General features: G+C 65.9%; 12 protein-coding genes and 1 riboswitch. Of the genes, 6 read left to right on the top strand and 6 right to left on the bottom strand.

Annotation, left to right across the window (positions count from 1 at the left end):
* Nucleotides 1-19: 19 nt before the first annotated feature.
* A complete protein-coding gene (gene gcvP / locus ACZK2G_RS16345; protein WP_046985105.1) occupies nt 20-2,887 on the bottom strand; it encodes an aminomethyl-transferring glycine dehydrogenase in 2,868 nt (955 codons plus the stop codon).
* A 62-nt stretch (nt 2,888-2,949) separates the two neighbouring features.
* Nucleotides 2,950-3,052: riboswitch (glycine riboswitch) on the bottom strand.
* Between the two features lie 298 nt (nt 3,053-3,350).
* Here gcvP and ACZK2G_RS16340 point away from each other — a divergent pair.
* From ACZK2G_RS16340 to ACZK2G_RS16330, 3 genes are all read left to right on the top strand, one after another.
* Nucleotides 3,351-4,577: a multidrug effflux MFS transporter gene (locus ACZK2G_RS16340; RefSeq protein WP_046985110.1), complete on the top strand. Its 1,227-nt coding sequence runs from the start codon at nt 3,351-3,353 to the stop codon at nt 4,575-4,577.
* A 142-nt stretch (nt 4,578-4,719) separates the two neighbouring features.
* The gene (locus ACZK2G_RS16335) at nt 4,720-5,616 is read left to right on the top strand and encodes a siderophore-interacting protein (RefSeq protein WP_478473841.1); all 897 of its coding nucleotides are present in this window, start codon (nt 4,720-4,722) and stop codon (nt 5,614-5,616) included.
* Between the two features lie 70 nt (nt 5,617-5,686).
* Complete coding sequence (locus ACZK2G_RS16330; protein WP_046985107.1) at nt 5,687-6,079, top strand: hypothetical protein; 393 nt, start codon at nt 5,687-5,689, stop codon at nt 6,077-6,079.
* 119 nt (nt 6,080-6,198) lie between these two features.
* Here the strand turns inward: ACZK2G_RS16330 and ACZK2G_RS16325 are convergent, their stop codons facing one another.
* The 4 genes from ACZK2G_RS16325 to ACZK2G_RS16310 form a co-directional block, all read right to left on the bottom strand.
* The gene (locus tag ACZK2G_RS16325) at nt 6,199-8,163 is read right to left on the bottom strand and encodes a M2 family metallopeptidase (protein WP_125895308.1); all 1,965 of its coding nucleotides are present in this window, start codon (nt 8,161-8,163) and stop codon (nt 6,199-6,201) included.
* A 607-nt stretch (nt 8,164-8,770) separates the two neighbouring features.
* Entirely contained in the window at nt 8,771-10,420 is a 1,650-nt protein-coding gene (locus ACZK2G_RS16320) for a phosphoethanolamine transferase (protein WP_478473839.1), read from the bottom strand.
* Entirely contained in the window at nt 10,417-11,184 is a 768-nt protein-coding gene (locus ACZK2G_RS16315; RefSeq protein WP_136639994.1) for a phosphatase PAP2 family protein, read from the bottom strand. Before ACZK2G_RS16315 ends, ACZK2G_RS16320 begins: the two co-directional genes overlap by 4 nt.
* Before the next feature lie 111 nt (nt 11,185-11,295).
* A complete protein-coding gene (locus ACZK2G_RS16310) occupies nt 11,296-13,017 on the bottom strand; it encodes an ArnT family glycosyltransferase (protein ID WP_478475594.1) in 1,722 nt (573 codons plus the stop codon).
* 112 nt (nt 13,018-13,129) lie between these two features.
* Between ACZK2G_RS16310 and ACZK2G_RS16305 the strand changes: the two genes are divergently transcribed.
* Nucleotides 13,130-13,843: a response regulator transcription factor gene (locus ACZK2G_RS16305; RefSeq protein WP_136639992.1), complete on the top strand. Its 714-nt coding sequence runs from the start codon at nt 13,130-13,132 to the stop codon at nt 13,841-13,843.
* Nucleotides 13,830-15,113, top strand: coding sequence for a sensor histidine kinase (locus tag ACZK2G_RS16300; RefSeq protein ID WP_136639991.1), 1,284 nt, complete (start codon nt 13,830-13,832; stop codon nt 15,111-15,113). The genes ACZK2G_RS16305 and ACZK2G_RS16300 overlap by 14 nt, the downstream gene beginning before the upstream one ends.
* Before the next feature lie 103 nt (nt 15,114-15,216).
* Here the strand turns inward: ACZK2G_RS16300 and ACZK2G_RS16295 are convergent, their stop codons facing one another.
* Nucleotides 15,217-15,627, bottom strand: a complete 411-nt coding sequence (locus tag ACZK2G_RS16295; RefSeq protein ID WP_428710402.1) for a VOC family protein — start codon at nt 15,625-15,627, stop codon at nt 15,217-15,219.
* A gap of 134 nt (nt 15,628-15,761) precedes the next feature.
* On the opposite strand from ACZK2G_RS16295, the gene ACZK2G_RS16290 reads away from it, so the two are divergent.
* Complete coding sequence (locus tag ACZK2G_RS16290) at nt 15,762-17,012, top strand: DUF819 family protein (RefSeq protein ID WP_136639989.1); 1,251 nt, start codon at nt 15,762-15,764, stop codon at nt 17,010-17,012.
* Nucleotides 17,013-17,375: the final 363 nt, after the last annotated feature.

Genomic DNA, 17,375 nt, shown 5'->3' with positions numbered 1-17,375 from the left:
TTACCGATGCAGCGAGGAATCAAGCCTCGACTTCATCATCCTTGTAGGCATCGACCGGGATACAGGCGCACATCACGTTCTTGTCGCCGTACACGTTGTCGACGCGAGCCACCGGCGGCCAGTACTTCTGCAGCTTCAGGCTCGGCAGCGGGAACGCAGCCAGTTCACGCGGGTAGGCGTGGGTCCACTCGCTGGCGGTCACCGCGGTGGCAGTGTGCGGCGCGTTCTTCAGCGGGTTGTCCTCGCGGTCCAGGCGGCCGTCTTCGATCGCGGTGATCTCTTCGCGGATCTGGATCATCGCGTCGATGAAGCGATCCAGCTCATGCAGCGATTCGCTTTCGGTCGGTTCGACCATCAGCGTTCCGGCCACCGGGAAGCTCAGGGTCGGGGCATGGAAGCCGAAGTCGATCAGGCGCTTGGCCACGTCTTCGGCACCGATGCCGCTGGTCTTCTCCAGCGGGCGCACGTCCAGGATGCACTCGTGTGCCACCAGGCCGTTGCGGCCGGTGTACAGGGTCTTGAAGTGCGGAGCCAGGCGCTTGGCGATGTAGTTGGCGTTGAGCTGGGCGACCTGGGTGGCCTTGCGCAGGCCTTCGGTACCCATCATCGCGATGTACATCCAGCTGATCGGCAGGATCGAGGCGCTGCCGAAGCTGGCCGCGCTGACCATGCCGACCGGGCCGTGGTCCCCCAGCTTTCCCGGCAGGAACGGCGCCAGGTGCTCCTTGACCGCGCACGGGCCAACGCCCGGGCCGCCGCCGCCGTGCGGGATGCAGAAGGTCTTGTGCAGGTTCAGGTGGGAAACGTCCGAACCCCACTTGCCCGGCTTGGCCACGCCGACCAGAGCGTTCATGTTGGCACCGTCGGTGTACACCTGGCCGCCGTGCTTGTGGATGATCTCGCAGATCTCCACCACCTCTTCCTCGAACACGCCGTGCGTGGACGGGTAGGTCATCATGATCGCGGCCAGGCGGTCGCTGTACTTCTCGGCGTTGAGGCGGATGTCCTCGACGTCGACGTTACCGTTGGCGTCGGTCTTGGTCACCACCACCTTCATGCCGCACATCTGCGCCGAGGCCGGGTTGGTGCCGTGCGCCGAGTCCGGGATAAGGCAGATGTCACGATGGTCTTCGCCGCGCGAACGGTGGTAGGCACGGATCGCCAGCAGGCCGGCATACTCGCCCTGCGCGCCGGAGTTCGGCTGCAGGCTCACTGCGTCGTAGCCGGTGCATTCGACCAGCATCGCTTCCAGCGAGTCGATCAGTTCCTTGTAGCCCAGCGCCTGATCGGCCGGCACCAGCGGATGGATCTGCGAGAACTCCGGCCAGGTCACCGGGATCATCTCGGCGGTGGCATTGAGCTTCATGGTGCACGAGCCCAGCGGGATCATCGTGCGGTCCATCGCCAGGTCCTTGTCGGCCAGCGAGCGCAGGTAGCGCAGCAGCTCGTGCTCGCTGTGGTGGGTGTTGAATACCGGGTGGGTCAGGAATTCAGACTGGCGCAGCAGGCCGGCCGGCAGGGCGTCGGCGGTGCTGGCATCCAGTGCGTCCACGTCCAGCGAAGCACCGAACACGGCAGCCACGGCCACGATGTCGGCGCGGGTGGTGGTTTCGTCCAGGCTGATGCCGACCGAGTCGCTGTCGATCGCACGCAGGTTGTAACCGGCGGCACGGGCCTTGGCGTGGATCTCATCGGCGTGCACGCCGGTGACATGCAGGGTGTCGAAGAAGTCACCACCGACCTGCACGCCGGCCTTGCGCAGTGCCGCAGCCAGGATCGAAGCCAGGCGGTGGGTGCGGCGCGCGATGCGGGTCAGGCCTTCCGGGCCGTGGTAGACGGCATACATCGAGGCCATCACCGCCAGCAGCACCTGCGCGGTGCAGATGTTGGAGGTGGCCTTCTCGCGACGGATGTGCTGCTCGCGGGTCTGCAGGGTCAGGCGGTAGGCCGGGTTGCCCTGCGCGTCGATCGAGACGCCGATCAGGCGGCCCGGCATCGAACGCTTGTAGGCGTCACGGCAGGCCATGAACGCAGCGTGCGGGCCACCGAAGCCGAACGGCACGCCGAAACGCTGGCTGTTGCCGACGACGATGTCCGCGCCCCATTCGCCGGGGGCGGCCAGCAGGGTCAGCGCCAGCAGGTCGGTGGCAACCGCCACCAGGCCGCCGCGTGCGTGCACGGCATCGACCAGCGCCTTGTAATCGCCCACCTGGCCGAAGGTATCCGGGTACTGCAGCAGCAGGCCGAAGCCGTCCGCTTCCAGCGCTTCGGCCGGCGTGCCCACGCGCAGCACGATGCCCATCGGTTCGGCGCGGGTGCGCAGCAGTTCCAGCGTCTGCGGGTGTACGGCGTCGTGCACGAAGAAGGTGTCCGACTTCGACTTGGCCGAACGCTTGGCCAGGGTCATCGCTTCGGCGGCGGCGGTCGCTTCGTCCAGCAGCGAGGCGTTGGCGATTTCCATGCCGGTCAGGTCGGCGCACAGGGTCTGGAAGTTGATCAGCGCTTCCATGCGGCCCTGCGAGATTTCCGCCTGGTACGGGGTGTAGGCGGTGTACCAGGCCGGGTTTTCCAGGATGTTGCGCAGGATCACGTTCGGCGTGTGGGTGCCGTAGTAGCCCTGGCCGATGAAGCTGCGCAGTACGGTGTTCTTGTCGGCGATCGCGCGGATCTTCGCCAGCGCCTGCACTTCGGTGATCGACTCCGGCAGCGCCAGCGGTGCCGGCGACTTGATCTTGGCCGGCACAATGGCATCGGTCATCGCATCCAGCGAGGCGTGGCCGATGACGCCGAGCATCTGCGCGATCTCGGCATCGTTGGGGCCGATGTGGCGCTCGACGAAGGCCGAATGATGCTCGAGCTCACGCAGGGAAGGGGTGTTCTGGGACATGGCGAAGGATCCGTCAGGAAAGGGCACACGCACGGGCACAAGCCGCCGGTCGGCGGTCTGCGGGGCGCCCCTCTGTCCTTTTGCCTGAGAGTTTGAAAGCGCGGCGGACCGCTGCTTCTTGCCCCTTCGGCGCCGGATTGAACCGGTCTCTCCAGAGTTCTGTTACGGGTGGTATCGGGCCTGAGCGATTACGGGCGTTGCGCCTTCGGCAGCGGTGTTCCGCTTCTCCCACCGTGTTGCCCGCCGATTATAGCCCGTTGCGCGCCGGCCGGCCGCTCCCGGGAGGCGCCGCTGCGCCTGAATGGCCGATGGCCCGGCCGTGCGTTTTGTGCATCCGTGCATGGCGCGGGGCGCAATCCCCACCTATGATGGGCGGATACCCGAATTCATCTGGCGCTGTCCCTGTTTCAGGGGACTGGCGCCCGCCGTGCGTGCCGCGCATGGCCCTGCCGGACGCCTCTCCATGACCGCCGCTGTTGCTCCCTCCACCCGCCGCATGGCCCTGCTGCTTGCTGGCCTGGCCATGTTCGGTCCGTTCTCGATCGACACCATCTTCCCGGCGTTCCCGCAGCTGGCCCAGCGCCTGGCGGTGGACGAAGTGGCGGTGCAGCAGACCATCAGCGTGTACCTGCTGTTCTACGGCCTGATGAGCCTGGCCCATGGACCGCTGTCCGACGCCTGGGGCCGCAAGCGGGTGATCCTCGGCGGTCTGGTGATCTTCGTCGGCGCCTCGGTGGGCTGTGCATTGTCTACCGACCTGACCACGCTGCTGGCGTTCCGCGCACTGCAGGGCCTGTCGGCAGGTGTCGGCATGATCGTCGGCCGAGCGGTGATCCGCGACCTGTACCACGGCCACGACGCGCAGCGGCTGATGAGCCAGGTGTCGATGCTGTTCGGTATCGCCCCGGCGATCGCCCCGATCATCGGTGGCTGGATCCTGCTCAGCGGCGCTGGCTGGCCGTTGATCTTCTGGTTCCTGGTGGTGTTCGCGCTGGTGCTGCTGGCGGCCACTGCACGCTACCTGCCGGAAACCCATCCGGTCGAGGCGCGCGTGCCGTTGTCACCGCGCGTGCTGCTGCGCGACTACGTGCGCATCGGCTTCAATCCGCGTTTCCTGCGCCTGGCGCTGGCCGGCAGCATCGGCTTCGGTGGCGTGTTCCTGTACATCTCCTCGGCGCCTGTGTTCGTGATGCAGCACCTGCACCTGGGCGAGGGCGGCTTCGCCTGGCTGTTCATTCCCACCATCGGCGGCATGACCACCGGCTCGTTCCTGTCCGGGCGCATGGCCGGGCACAGCAGCCCCACGCGACAGGTCTCCATCGGTTTCGGCCTGTGTGCGCTGTCGGTGCTGCTGAACATCGGCTACGTCGGCCTGGCACCACAGTTCGCACTGCCGTGGGCGGTGATGCCGATCTTCCTGGGCGGCATGGGCATGGCGCTGATCTTCCCGATCCTGGCGCTGGCGGTGCTGGACATGTATCCGCACCAGCGTGGCCTGGCGTCCTCGCTGCAGGCCTTCGTGCAGCTGATGATCAGCACCGTGGTGGCCGGCGTGGTGTCGCCGCTGCTCAGCGCCAGCCCGCTGCACCTGGCACTGGGCCAGGCCGCGTTCTTTGGCGCCGGCTTCGTGTTCTGGTACTGGGAACACCAGCGCGAGCGCGCGGCGCAGGCAGCCTGCACGGGTCATTGAGCAGCGTGCAGGGGTAGAGCTGGCGGGGATGCCGGCACATCCTTGCAGCCGCGGACAACCGGACTAGGCTGGGCATTCCAGCCAGCCGGTGCGTGGATGCACGACAGCCAGCCAATCCGATGTCGTCGCATGAGGTACCCCCATGGCTGCGCAGCAGACCTACCGCCTGTTCGAGGTGGCGCTGAAGGAGCGCCGCGTTCTTTCCCCTTCCCTGGACCGCATGGTGTTCACCGGTGCCGACGTGGCGCGGATGAAGACCGAAGGCCCGGACCAGCGGATCAAGGTGTTCTTCCCCTTGCCCGGCCAGGAGGTGCCACAGGTGCCCAGCGGCGAGGACTGGTATCCGCGCTACCGGGCCCTGCCTGATGAGCTGCGGCCGCCGATGCGCACCTACACCATCCGCCAGCTGCGTGCCGAGCAGGGCGAGGTCGACGTTGATTTCGTCATCCACGGCGTGACCGGGCCCGCTTCGCGCTGGGCCATGCATGCGCGGCCGGGTGACCGTGTCGTGCTGCTGGCCCCCGATGCCGACTGTGCCGACAGCAGCGAAGGTTGGGAATGGAAGCCGCCGGCCGGTGTCGGCCAGGTACTGCTGGTGGCCGATGAGACGGCGTTGCCTGCGGTGGCGGGCATCCTGGAGGAACTGGCGGCCATGCCTGATCCGCCGCGCACGCTGGCATTGCTGGAAGTGGCCCAGGCCGGCGACGCGGTGCCGTTGAAAGCGCCGGACACCGCCGAGCTGGTGTGGTTGCCGCGTGGGCAGGCCGCCTATGGCCAGCCGCTGCTGCAGGCGGTCCAGGAACGGCTGGCAGCGACCTCGAGCGTGGCTGCCGGCGATGCGCTGGAAGAGATCGATGTCGACGCGCAGATCCTGTGGGAGCAGGCCGATGCCAGCGTGGCCGGACCGCTGTATGCCTGGGTGGCCGGCGAGGCGGGTGCGGTCATGGCGATCCGCCGCCATCTGGTGCGTGACTGCGGGCTGGACCGCCGCGCCATCACCTTCATGGGCTACTGGCGGCACGGCAAAGTGCTGGACTGAGCGTTGGCGTGAAGCGGTGCTGCGGGCGGGGTGCGTTATCCTTGCGCCCCCCTCGCAGCGGTACCGCATCATGTCCACCAGCTCCAAGATCCGCCGCGACCAGCGCCGTCGCCAGGAAAAGCAGGCCGCCAACAAGGCAGCCGCGCAGGCCTCGCCGGTGGAGCCGCATGCCGAACTGCGCGACCCGCAGCGTACGCTGCTGGCCGGTATCGTCCGGCGCGATGGCGAATGGGTGCTGGGCATGGATGGCCGCATCGCCGGCCAGAGCGAGAGTGCTGCCCAGGTGCTGGCCTTGATCATGCAGGCCGGCGAACTGCACGAACGCAACGGCACGCCGGTGCGCCTGGTGTACTCGGATGCACTGCGTGATGCTGCGCAGGCCGAAGCGAAGGAAAAGGGCCAGACCTTCGAGGAATTCAAGGCCGAACTGGCCGCAGCGATGGCCGCGAAGAAGAACAGCTGACAGGCATTTCGGTAGAGCCGGCCGCTGGCCGGCTGCCCGTTGGGTCTTCATCGCGTAGTTGCCGGACAGCGGCCGGCACTACCAGAAAGGGGCGGATCCTCGCGGATCCGCCCCTTTTTTCATTTCGCCGCCGGTGCCGCGTTGGCCTGCCAGCCGCACATCTGGCCTTCGTTCTGCTGCTTCAGCCATTCGTTGACCGGGCTGAAGTACTCGATCATCGGGCCGGCATCGAGCTTGTCGGTGCCGGTCAGTTCCTTCAGCGTGGCCTGCCACGGCTGGCTGGCACCCTTGCTCAGCATCGCCCAGTACTTCTGGCCGGCTTCCTTGTTGCCGTAGAAGGTGCACTCATGCAGCGGGCCCTTGTAGCCGGAGGCATCGCACAGGCCCTTGTAGAACTGGAACTGCAGGATGCGCGCCAGGAAGTAGCGGGTGTACGGAGTGTTGCCCGGTACGTGGTACTTCGCGCCCGGATCGAAGAACTCTTCGCCGCGGGTGCTGGCCGGGGCCACGCCCTGGTACTTGGCCTTCAGGTCCCACCACGCCTTGTTGTAGTTGTCGGCGGTGATGGAGCCATCGAACACGCCCCAGCGCCAGCGGTCGATCATCAGCCCGAACGGCAGGAACGACACACCCGACAGCGCCATGCGCATCTGGTTGTTGATGACCGCCTCGCGGCTTTCGGTCGGCGCATCGACCAGGCCGATCGAGCTGAGGTACTTGGGCGTCATCGCCAGCACGATGGTGTCGCCGATTGCTTCATGGAAGCCATCGTTGGCACCGCCCTGGAACAGCGGCGGCAGCGGGTTGTAGGCCAGGTCGTAATAGATGTGGCCCAGCTCGTGGTAGATGGTGGTGAAGTTCTCTTCGTTCGGCTTGATGCACATCTTGGTGCGCACGTCGCCTTCCATGTTCATGTCCCAGGCGCTGGCGTGGCAGACCACATCGCGGTCATCGGGCTTGATGAACTGGGTTTTTTCCCAGTAGGACTGCGGCAGCGACGGCATGCCCAGCGACACGTAGAAGTCCTGCGCGCGCTCGGTCATCTGCTTGGCGGTGCGCAGTTCGGCCTCGCGCTGCGCCTTGTACTGCGCCGCTACGTTGGCATCCTTGCCGGCCTTGGCCAGCGCCGCGCTAAGGTTGGTCTGGTACTGCTTTTCAAGCGCAGCGGTGATGTCCAGGCTGCCGGCACCCGGGTACGGTTCCAGCTGGTCCCACAGGTTCGACCAGTCCTGCTGCCACATGTTGCCCAGCAGATGCGCCGCGATCAGGCCGTTGCCCACTTCGGCCTTGTCCTTGCCGTAGGTCTTGTCCAGCTTGCCGCGTGCATAGCAATGCAGCTGCTCGTACATCGGCTTGACCTGCTCCCACAGGCGGTCGGTTTCCGGGCCGATCTGCTCCGGCGGCATGTCGTAGCCGCTGCGCCACATCTGGCCGGCATCGGTGAAGCCCATGCCCTTGGCACCTTCGTTCACCAGGCCGACAAACTTCTGGTAGTCGCCGCGCATGCTCTTGGTGGTGCTGTGCCAGCCCTGCCATGCGTCGAGCTGCTTGTCGTAATCGCGGCTGCGCGCCAGCACCTGCTCCAGCTCGCCCAGCTGGCGGCAGGAGTTCGGATCGTTGGCATCGGTGCAGTACTTGCCGGCACCGTAGCTGCCTTCCATGCGGGTGGCGATCTGGGTCAGTTCTGCCAGCTTGGCCGGGTCACGGGGTGCCGGCATCGAGGACATCAGCTTCAGCAGGTGGATCGCGCGCTTGCTGTCCTCGCTCATCGGCTTGCCATCGAACTTGGCGGCCTGTTCGATCCAGCTGTTGAGCTGGGTCAGTGAGCGTTCGTTGGCCTTGGCCGCGATGCGTTCCGAATCACTGTTGATGTAGGTGGAGGACAGCCACTGCGCCGAGGTCATCTCCGGGTAGGCGGCCTTGAATTCGGCATTGATGCGGGCCACGAACTGGTCGGCGGTTTCGCCGGCCGGGGCGCTGCTGCTGGCGGTGTCGGTGCCTGGCGCAGCTTCCTTCTTGCAGGCGGCCAGGGCCAGCGTGGCGGCGGCGATTGCCGAGGCCAGCAGGAGATGACGGTGTTTCACGGGCGGTCCTTGGGTGGTGAACGACCGCCGAAGGCTAGTGGGCAGGCGTTGCCACCGCAAGTGGCGGAAGTCGGTAGGGTTCGGCAGGGCTGCGCCCTGCACCCGCAGAAGTAACGGCAACGGCCGAAGCAACAGCAGAAGCGGGCTATCCGTGGGATGGCGGCGCGGCGTGGGCTTGCAGGACACGCCGTAAACCCATCCATGGGGGCTCGATGGCGCCATCCATGGCGCCAACGGTCCTGCAAGCCCACACCGCCCCACCTCTGACAGATCGCGGCGGCCGTTGGTGGGTGTCGACCTTGGTCGACACATCTGTCAGGTATCGAAAATCAAAATGGGGTCGGATCCGTTTTCCTCAGGAAAACGGATCCGACCCCACGGTCGTTCCATCAGATCGCGGCAAACTGTCGAAGGCGGGGTGGGTCCGGTTGCGGGGGCGTGAGCCGCATGGATGCGGCGACCGGGCCTACATGGATGTATTTACGGCGTCCCCCGCAACCGGACCCACCCCGCCACCCCTCGGGAAACCCGCTTCTGCTGTTGCTTCGGCCGTTGCGGTTGACGTTGCCTCTGCAGGTGCAGGGCTGCAAGCCCTGCCGAACAACCCTCAACCTTCGCAGTTGGCGAACACGTCGCGGTCGCGCTCGTACAGCGATGTCTTCACCTGCATCAGACCCAGCACCGACGGGAACAGGTTGTCGTGGTCGGTATACGCTGCCGAACGTGTGCGCAGGCACTGCAGGTTCAATCCGCGGCTGCTGGCGAAGCCCTGCGAGAACCACATCGTCATCGGCACCCGGGTCTGTTCGGCCGGGGCGATCGCGTAAGGCACGCCGTGCAGGAACAGGCCCTTCTCGCCCAACGACTCGCCATGGTCGGACAGGTAGATCATCGCCGAGTCGTAGTCCTGCATGCCCTGCAACGTGCCGATGGTCCTGGTCAGGAAGTGATCGGTGTACAACACGGCGTTGTCGTAGCTGTTGGTGATTTCTTCGCGCGAGCAGCGGCCGATGTCACGGGTGTCGCAGGTCGGGGTGAAGCGTCGGAACGCCGGTGGGTAGCGCTCGAAGTAGGCCGGGCCATGGTTGCCCAGCTGATGCAGCACCACCACCCGGTCGCCCGGTTTCGCACGTACCTGGGCGGCCAGATCCTGCAACAGGATCTCGTCCATGCAGCGGCCATCGGCACACAGGCCCGGTGTGGTCGCGTCGGACAGCGACTGGAAGTCCAGGCCCTCGCACACGCCCTTGCAGCCGGACTGGTTGTCACGCCACAACGGGGCGATGCCGGCGCGGTTCAATACGTGCAGCAGCGACTGGTGTGCGCGGATCTTCTTCTCGTCGTAGTCGTGGCGGCCCCACGGCGAGAACAGACACGGCAGTGAGACTTCGGTGCTGGTGCCGCACGAATGCATGTCGGGGAAATTGACCACGCTGGCCTGTGCCAGTTCCGGGGTGGTGTTGCGCCCGCCGTTGAGGCCCCAGTTCTGCGCACGCACGGTCTCGCCCATGACGATCACCAGCAGGCGCGGCTTGCTGGCTGCTGCGCGTGGGGTGGCCTTGGCGTCGGTGCCGATCGGCAGCTTCGGTGCGCGCTGCACCGGGTTGTCGCCACGCAGTGCACGCGGCAGGCCGAGCAGTACGTTGGCCGGGGTGGCCAGGTAACGCACTTCGCGCTGGTTGCGCATCAGTGCCGAAACATCCTGGAACGAAATCAGCGCACCGCCGAGTGCGGTCACCGCCGCCACCACCAGGAAGCCGATGCGCCACAACAGGTTGCGGCCCCAGCTGCGGCGGCGCAGCTGCACGCGCCACAGCACCACCATCGGCAGCACTGCAAGCAGCAATACCGGCCACAGCAGCGACACCGTCATCAGCTCGCGGCTTTCCTTGGGATCGGTCGCCAGCACATTGCGCAGCATGTCCGCATCCAGATAGATGTGGTAGCGGCTCATGTAATGCGCAGCGAACGCGGTCACCAACAGCAGCACGCTGATCACCACCTTGGCGTTCCAGCGCCAGACCAGGATGCCCAGCAGCAGGCCGTGCGCGCCCAGCAGCAACAGCAGCAACGAAAGCGCGTAACGCAGGCTGCCCGGATGGCTGGCCATCGCGCTGTGCCAGAACAGGCCGTTGCCGGCTACTGCGAAGAACAGGCTGGTCAGCGTGATCAATGCTTCGGTGGACAGCTGCGGACGCCAGCGAAGAAGACCCGCCAACGCAGGGAGGCGGGCGGGGCGTTGGACCGATGCACTCATGCGTTCGCCTCCTGGCGGTTGGGACGGTCCAGCTGACGGCGGATCAGGACGCGTTTGACGATCAGGTACAGGCCCAGCGAAAGCAGCCAGCAGATCATTGCAGTGGCAATGTCATGGGAAAGGAAATGGGCGCCGCGCAGTTGCTGGCCGATGCCGAACACCAGACCAGCACCGAGGCCGATCCACAACCCGGCCCAGCGCCAGGCAGGACGCCACAACAGCGCGAAGAAGTACAGGCACAGCCAAGCGTAGCCGGCGCTGGCGTGGCCAGCGGGGAAGCAGGCCTGGGGCGACATGCCGCTTGGGCGCACGGTGAACAGCCCGATGAAAGGCTGGTGGCCGCCGTAGCGCAGCAGGTCCCAGGGGCATTCCATCGGCACCAGCGACTTCAGCAGGGAGATCACACCCGTGCCCAGCGCCATGGCAATTACGACATAAAGCAGCGCCCACCGCAGGGTGCGATCGCGACCCTTACGCCAGTGGTGGAAGCACAGCAGAATCGCCACAAGGGCTGCTGCCGTGCTCAGCCATTTGCCGGCTTTGTGCACCAGCGTGCGGGTGACAAAGGCGTCCTGCAGCGCCCAATGGCCGCCTTCGAGGCGGAACAGATGATCGGCCACCCACTGGTCGCCGCCGAAACCCATCAGCAGCGTAAACACGGGCAGACCGATTGCGACAGGCAGCCAGAGGTGAGTTACGGCAAATTTTGACGCCAGTGGCGATGTCGCAAGCGGTGCTACCGAATCAATGGGACGGACGGGCATGCTGGGAAAGGGCGGTTCGGGAATCCGCGGCCATGCTCGTCACCTGGATGTCGGAGAAGGGTCGGACGCTCGTTCGTGCCGGGTTAATGTTTGCCCAGCACATGTCAACGTTCAGTCTTCTTCGGCGGTCGACCCGGTCCGTTCGGCATGGCACTCGGGATCCCATGCCGTTCCTGGAAGCAATTGCCAACGATTGCGATTGGCAACACCAATATCAATCACCTTGGCCGGGTCCACGCAGGGGCTCATTGCATCGTCCAGCACCAGCAGCCAGCGCTTGCCCGGTGCCTCGGCCAGCCATGGGCCGGCGTCATGCCACTGTTCGGCCCACGGCCGCTTGAAGCCGAACTCGCGCACTGGGCGGTCGGCCTGCAACAGGTTCTGTTCGCGCCAGGCGACCAGGGCCAGTTCGGCGTCCGGGCCGATCCGCGCGCCGACCCTGCGCATCAGCGCCGAAGCCGAGGCATACGGATCCAGCGCCGGAATCAGCACCAGGCCGTAGAGCATCCACAGCATGCCGTGGGTGAGCAGTACCAGCGTTGCAGCACGACGTACCCGCAACCACACGATCAGCGTGGCCAGGGCGATGGCGAAGGTCAGCAGGCCATCACCGAGCACTGGCAGCAGGGTGTCCGGCATTGCACGGCGTTCCAGCTGAGCCACCGCCCAGGGATGTTCGGTCATCAACATCACGCCGAGCACGCCGGTGGCCAGCATCAGCACCATGCTGTAGCCGAACAGGTAGCGGCGTACGCACAGGCGGCGCAGCAGGCCCGGCAGCAGCGGCGCTACGGCCAGGGCCAGCGCCGGCAGCATCGGCAACAGGTACACCTCGCGCTTGCCCGGGCTGGCGCTGAAGAACACCAGCACCAGTACGGCCCAGCCCAGCAACAGCCACTGCCGACGGTCGCCACGACGCAGGCGGCGCCACCACGGCTTGAACAACATCGGCAGCAGCAGGCTGCCGGGCAGCCACAGCGTCAGAATCACCTGCAGGTAGTACCAGATCGGCTGCCGGTGGTGCCACGCATTGGCGTAGCGGGTGCCGGTCTGCTTGAACAACAGTTCATGTGCGTAGGCCTGCAGTTCGGCGCTGGGTGAATGCAGCAGGGCCCAGCCGAGCGGCGCCAGCCACACTCCCACGCCCAGCAGGAACGCGGGAATCAGCCACAGCAGCGTGGCAGGATGCGGGCCGTCCACGGTGTACCCGCGACGGCGCTGGTACAGCCACCAGCCGAACCAGGGCAGCACCATCAGCAGCGGCAGGAAGCCCACGCCCTTGGTCACGGTACCCAGCCCGGCGGCAAACCCCGCCAACCACAGTGCAGGCAGGTTGCGACGTTCGCACAGATGGCGCATCAGCCCCCACAGGGCCACGGTGGTCATACCGACCAGCGCCATGTCGATCTGCGCACGCTTGGCCATCAACCCGAACTGCAGGGTGCAGAAAAGCGCGGCCAGGGCATAGACGGAATGCCGCGGTGTCCACAGCCGCCGTGCCAGATCCGACACAAGCCACAGGCTGAGCAGGGCACCCAGCAATGACGGCAACAGGAACGACCACTGCCAGCTGCCGACAATTTCATAGGCGACCGCCTGCAGCCACATGAATACCGGCGGCTTTTCCGCATACAGCTCGACGCCACGGTGCGGCAACAGCCATTGCCCGCTCTCGACCATGGTCCTGGCCGCCAGCACGAAGCGCGGCTCGTCCGGTGGCTGTGGCTGCCGAAGACCGATACCCGCTGCCAGCGCAGCGATGATCAGCAGCCACAACAGGGGCAGGCGCCATTGGCGGGGAAAGGCTACGGGCACGGCAGGCTCCGGGAGCAAAACAGCCACTTTGAGGTGACAAAGGTGGAAAAAGCGTCAGAACGGGGCAGGGCGACCGCATTCCGACATGAGCAGCGCTACCATGCTACGAACTTCCGTGGATGTTTCGTGCATGCGTCTGTTGGTGATCGAGGACAACCGCCAGCTGGTGGCCAACCTGTTCGACTATTTCGAGTCGCGCGGGCACGTGCTCGACGTGGCCCCGGATGGCATCACCGGCCTGCACCTGGCCGGCAGCCACCCCTACGATGCGGTGATCCTGGACTGGATGCTGCCGCGCATGGAGGGCCCCGAGGTGCTGCGCCGGCTGCGCGCCGAGCACGCTTCGGAGGTGCCGGTGATCATGCTGACCGCGCGCGACGAGCTGCCGGACAAGATCGCCGGCTTCCGTGCCGGTGCCGATGACTACCTGACCAAGCCATTCGCGCTGCCTGAGCTGGAGGTACGGCTGGAGGCCCTGCTGCTGCGCGCACAGGGGCGCAACCCGCGCAAGCGGCTGCAGGTCGGCGACCTCGTGCTGGACCTTGCGACCCTGGAAGCCCAGCGTGAGGGCCAGGTGCTGCACCTGTACCCGGCCTGCCGCAAACTGCTGGAGGTGCTGATGCGGGCCAGTCCCGGTGCGGTCACCCGCCAGCAGCTGGAATTTGCCCTGTGGGGTGACGAGCCGCCGGATGGCGACCTGCTGCGTTCACACGTCTACGAACTGCGCCGCAGCGTCGATGGGCCATTTGGCGAAAAGCTGATCCATACCCTGCCGCGGGTCGGTTATCGGTTGGCTGTGACCGCCGGCAGCGACGCTGGCAAGGATCCTGATGAAGGTGCGTAAGCCCGGCCCGCTGTACCGGCGCGTGCTGTGGTGGTTGCTGGGGTACCTGGCGCTGCTGTCACTGGCGGTGTTCAGCGTTGGCAACTACGTGCATGAGCATGCCGAGCACGCGGCGTGGCGCGCGCTGCTCAATTCCGAACTGGACAGCATCGTCGAGCATGTTGAACACGAGCCGCATTACCGCTGGCAGGATTCGGACACGCTCAGTCTCTACCGCTTCGATGCGATCAACCTGCCCGACAGCCTGCGCACCCTGCATCCCGGACTGCATGACGGGGTGATGGTGAAGGGCCGCGAGATGGCGGTGATGGTGCGCGAGACCCAGTCGATGGGACGGGTGGCGCTGGCGCTGGACATCTCCGACTTCCACGACCTGGAGCAGTTCGCGACCCGCTGGGTGATGCTGGCGGGCGTGATCATGATCTTCGTTACCGTACTGATGGCCTCGTTCGGCATGGAACGGATGGTGCGCCCGCTGAGCCTGCTGGCCCAGCACATTGCCACGTTGCGGCCGGGGGCGCAGGGCCAGCGCATCGATGTTGATCCGCGCGGCAGCTCCGAGCTGCACACGATTGCCGATGCACTGAACGACTACCTGGATCGCAACGAGCAGTTCGTCGAACGCGAGCGGGTGTTCATCAGCACGGCCAGCCATGAGCTGCGCACGCCGATCGCGGTGATGACCGGTGCCGCCGAGCTGGCGCTGGAGCAGCCGGGCCTGCCCGAGCGTGCGCGCCAGCAGATCCAGCGCGTGCTGCGCACCGCACAGGGCGTGGAGCAGCTGATCGAGCTGCTGCTGGTACTGGCCCGTGATCCCGATCGCCTGGCCTCGCGTGCCGAGCGCATCGCGCTGGACCAGTTGCTGCCGGAGATCGTCGACGATCATCGACACCTGCTGGGCGACAAGGACCTGAGCATCGGTATCCAGGCGGCGCCGGTGGACATTGTTGCGCCGCTGGCGGTGGTGCAGGCGGCGATCGGCAACCTGCTGCGCAATGCCATCGAGAACAGTGGGCGTGGGCATATCGAACTGCGGCTGAGTGCGTCGGCGGTGCTGACCCTGCAGGACCCCGGTCATGGCATGAGCCCCGAGGAGATCGCGGCGATCCATGCGCGGATGGCGCGGGGCGAGCGAACCGACCGCGGCGGCATCGGCCTGGACCTGATCGCGCGGCTGTGCGAGCACCTGGGCTGGACCCTGCAACTGCAACCCTGCGAACCGCGTGGCACGCGGGCGAGCCTGGACTTCAGCGCCTCCCGCCCATCCTGATCCAGATGCCCTGGTAGATGCCAACCTGGGTTGGCATGCTGTCCGTCGACCAAGGTCGACGCCTACCCAGGCAATGGCTGGCCGTGTCCCGGTAGATGCCAATCTAGGTTGGCATGCTGTCCGCGTCCCCGCCCGCCGGCCGCGCCACGTGCTGGTCGATCAGGATCACGTTGCCGTCGGGATCGGCCAGCTGCAGATAGCCCGTACCCTGGCCATCAGGATCGGTGCGGACCGCCAGTTCGATGCCCTGGGCATCCAGTGCGGCCTGCAGCTCACGCACGTCCTGGAAGCGGGGCAGTTCCTGCTTGTGCTGGTCCCAGCCGGGGTTGAAGGTGAGCAGATTGCCTTCGAACATGCCCTGGAACAGCCCGATCACCGTGCCGTTGCTGCGCATCACCAGCCAGTTCTGCGCCGGGTCACCGCCGGTGACTGAAAAGCCGAGGGCCTCGTAGAAGGTGCGGGAAACCGCGAGATCCTTCACCGAGAGGCTGACCGAAAAGGCGCCAAGCTGCATGAGTGGGCTCCCTGAGGGGATGTGGTCGTGGTCGGCACTGCAGCATGACCCGGCGTGAAGACAATGTTAATCTCATCCTGCGCCGCTTCATGCGGCGCTTTTTTTTCCCGCTCTTTCGATCGACAGAGGATCCCATGCCGACCGAACCCGCTACTGCCCTGATCAGCAACGACATCGTTGGCCTGGGCCTGATTGCCGCCACCCTCGCCCTGATCTTCTGGGCTGCCAGTGGTCCGACGCCCTTGCTGAAGAAGATCTTCGCCTGGGTGCCGGCACTGCTCTTGTGTTACTTCATTCCGGCCATCTACAACACCGCCGGTGTCATCGATGGCCACAACACTTCGTTGTACAACCCGGTCGCGCGTGATGTGCTGTTGCCTGCCGCGCTGGTCCTGCTGACGTTGTCGATCGACCTGAAGGGCGTCATCAAGCTGGGTCCGAAGCTGCTGCTGGTGTTCTGTGCCGGCACCGCCGGCATCATGCTCGGTGCCATCGTCTCGTTCCAGGTGATGAAGCTGATCCATCCGGAAACGGTGGCCGGTGATACCTGGGCCGGCATGGCCGCACTGGCCGGCAGCTGGATCGGTGGCGGTGCCAACATGGTCGCCATGCGCGAAGTGTTCGGTACCGATGCCACCACCTTCGGCCAGTTCGCCGTAGTCGATGTGGCCTGCGCCAGCCTGTGGATGGCAATCCTGCTGTTCATGGCCAACCGCGCGCAGCAGATCGACACCCGCAACGGTGCCGACACCCGTGCCATCGACGAAATGAAGGCACGCATCAGTGCCTACGAGGCGCAGAACGCACGCATTCCCAGCATGACCGACCTGATGGTGATTGTGGGTGTGGCTTTGGGTGGCGTCGGCCTTGCGCATGCGATCGCCGCGCCGCTGTCGGGCTGGTTCAAGTCCAACGTCAGCTGGGCCAGCCAGTTCAGCCTGGACAGCCAGTTCGTGTGGGTGATCCTGCTGTCCACCGCGATGGGCCTGACGCTCAGCTTCACCCGCGCGCGCCGCCTGGAAGCCGCCGGTGCATCGCGGCTGGGCACGGTGTTCCTGTACTTCCTGATCGCCTGCATCGGCATGCAGATGAACCTGTTGTCGCTGCTGGATCGGCCGTGGCTGTTCCTGCTTGGTGCAATCTGGATGGCGACCCATGTGCTGGTGCTGTGGGTGGTGGCCAAGCTGCTGCGCGCACCGCTGTTCTTCTTCGCGATTGGTTCGCAGGGCAACATCGGTGCGGCGGCATCTGCCCCGGTGGTCGCAGCGGCCTTCCATCCGACACTGGCGCCGGTAGGCGTGCTGCTGGGTACGGTCGGCTATGCCACAGGCACGGGGCTGGCCTATGTAACCGGCCTGATCCTGAAGTGGATGGCCGGTGCCTGAGTTCTGACCTGACGGACATGTTGCGGGTTCACGGCAAGTGCCGTGAACCCGCGCTCCCCGTGTAGAGCCGAGCCCACGCTCGGCTTTCTTTTTGCCTGCCACCAGGTAGATCCACGCCATGCGTGGATGCATTTCACGGGTATCCATGAACAAAGAAGGGGTCGGATCCGTTTCCCAGAGGAAACGGATCCGACCCCGGATGTTTCTTGCCGTCACCGGAAATCTGTCGAAGGTGGGGTGGTGTCGGATGACGGGGCGTCCCCGCCATCCGACACCACCCCGCCAAATCCACGGAAAACCAGAGCCGACGCTTCGGCCGTTGCCGTTGTCTCTGCGGGCGCCGGGCTGCAAGCCCGGCACCCA

It is taken from the genome of Stenotrophomonas sp. 107298_Sma, assembly GCF_056480345.1.
Note: the sequence above shows the minus strand (reverse complement) of the source record. Positions and strands in the feature narration are given on the sequence as shown.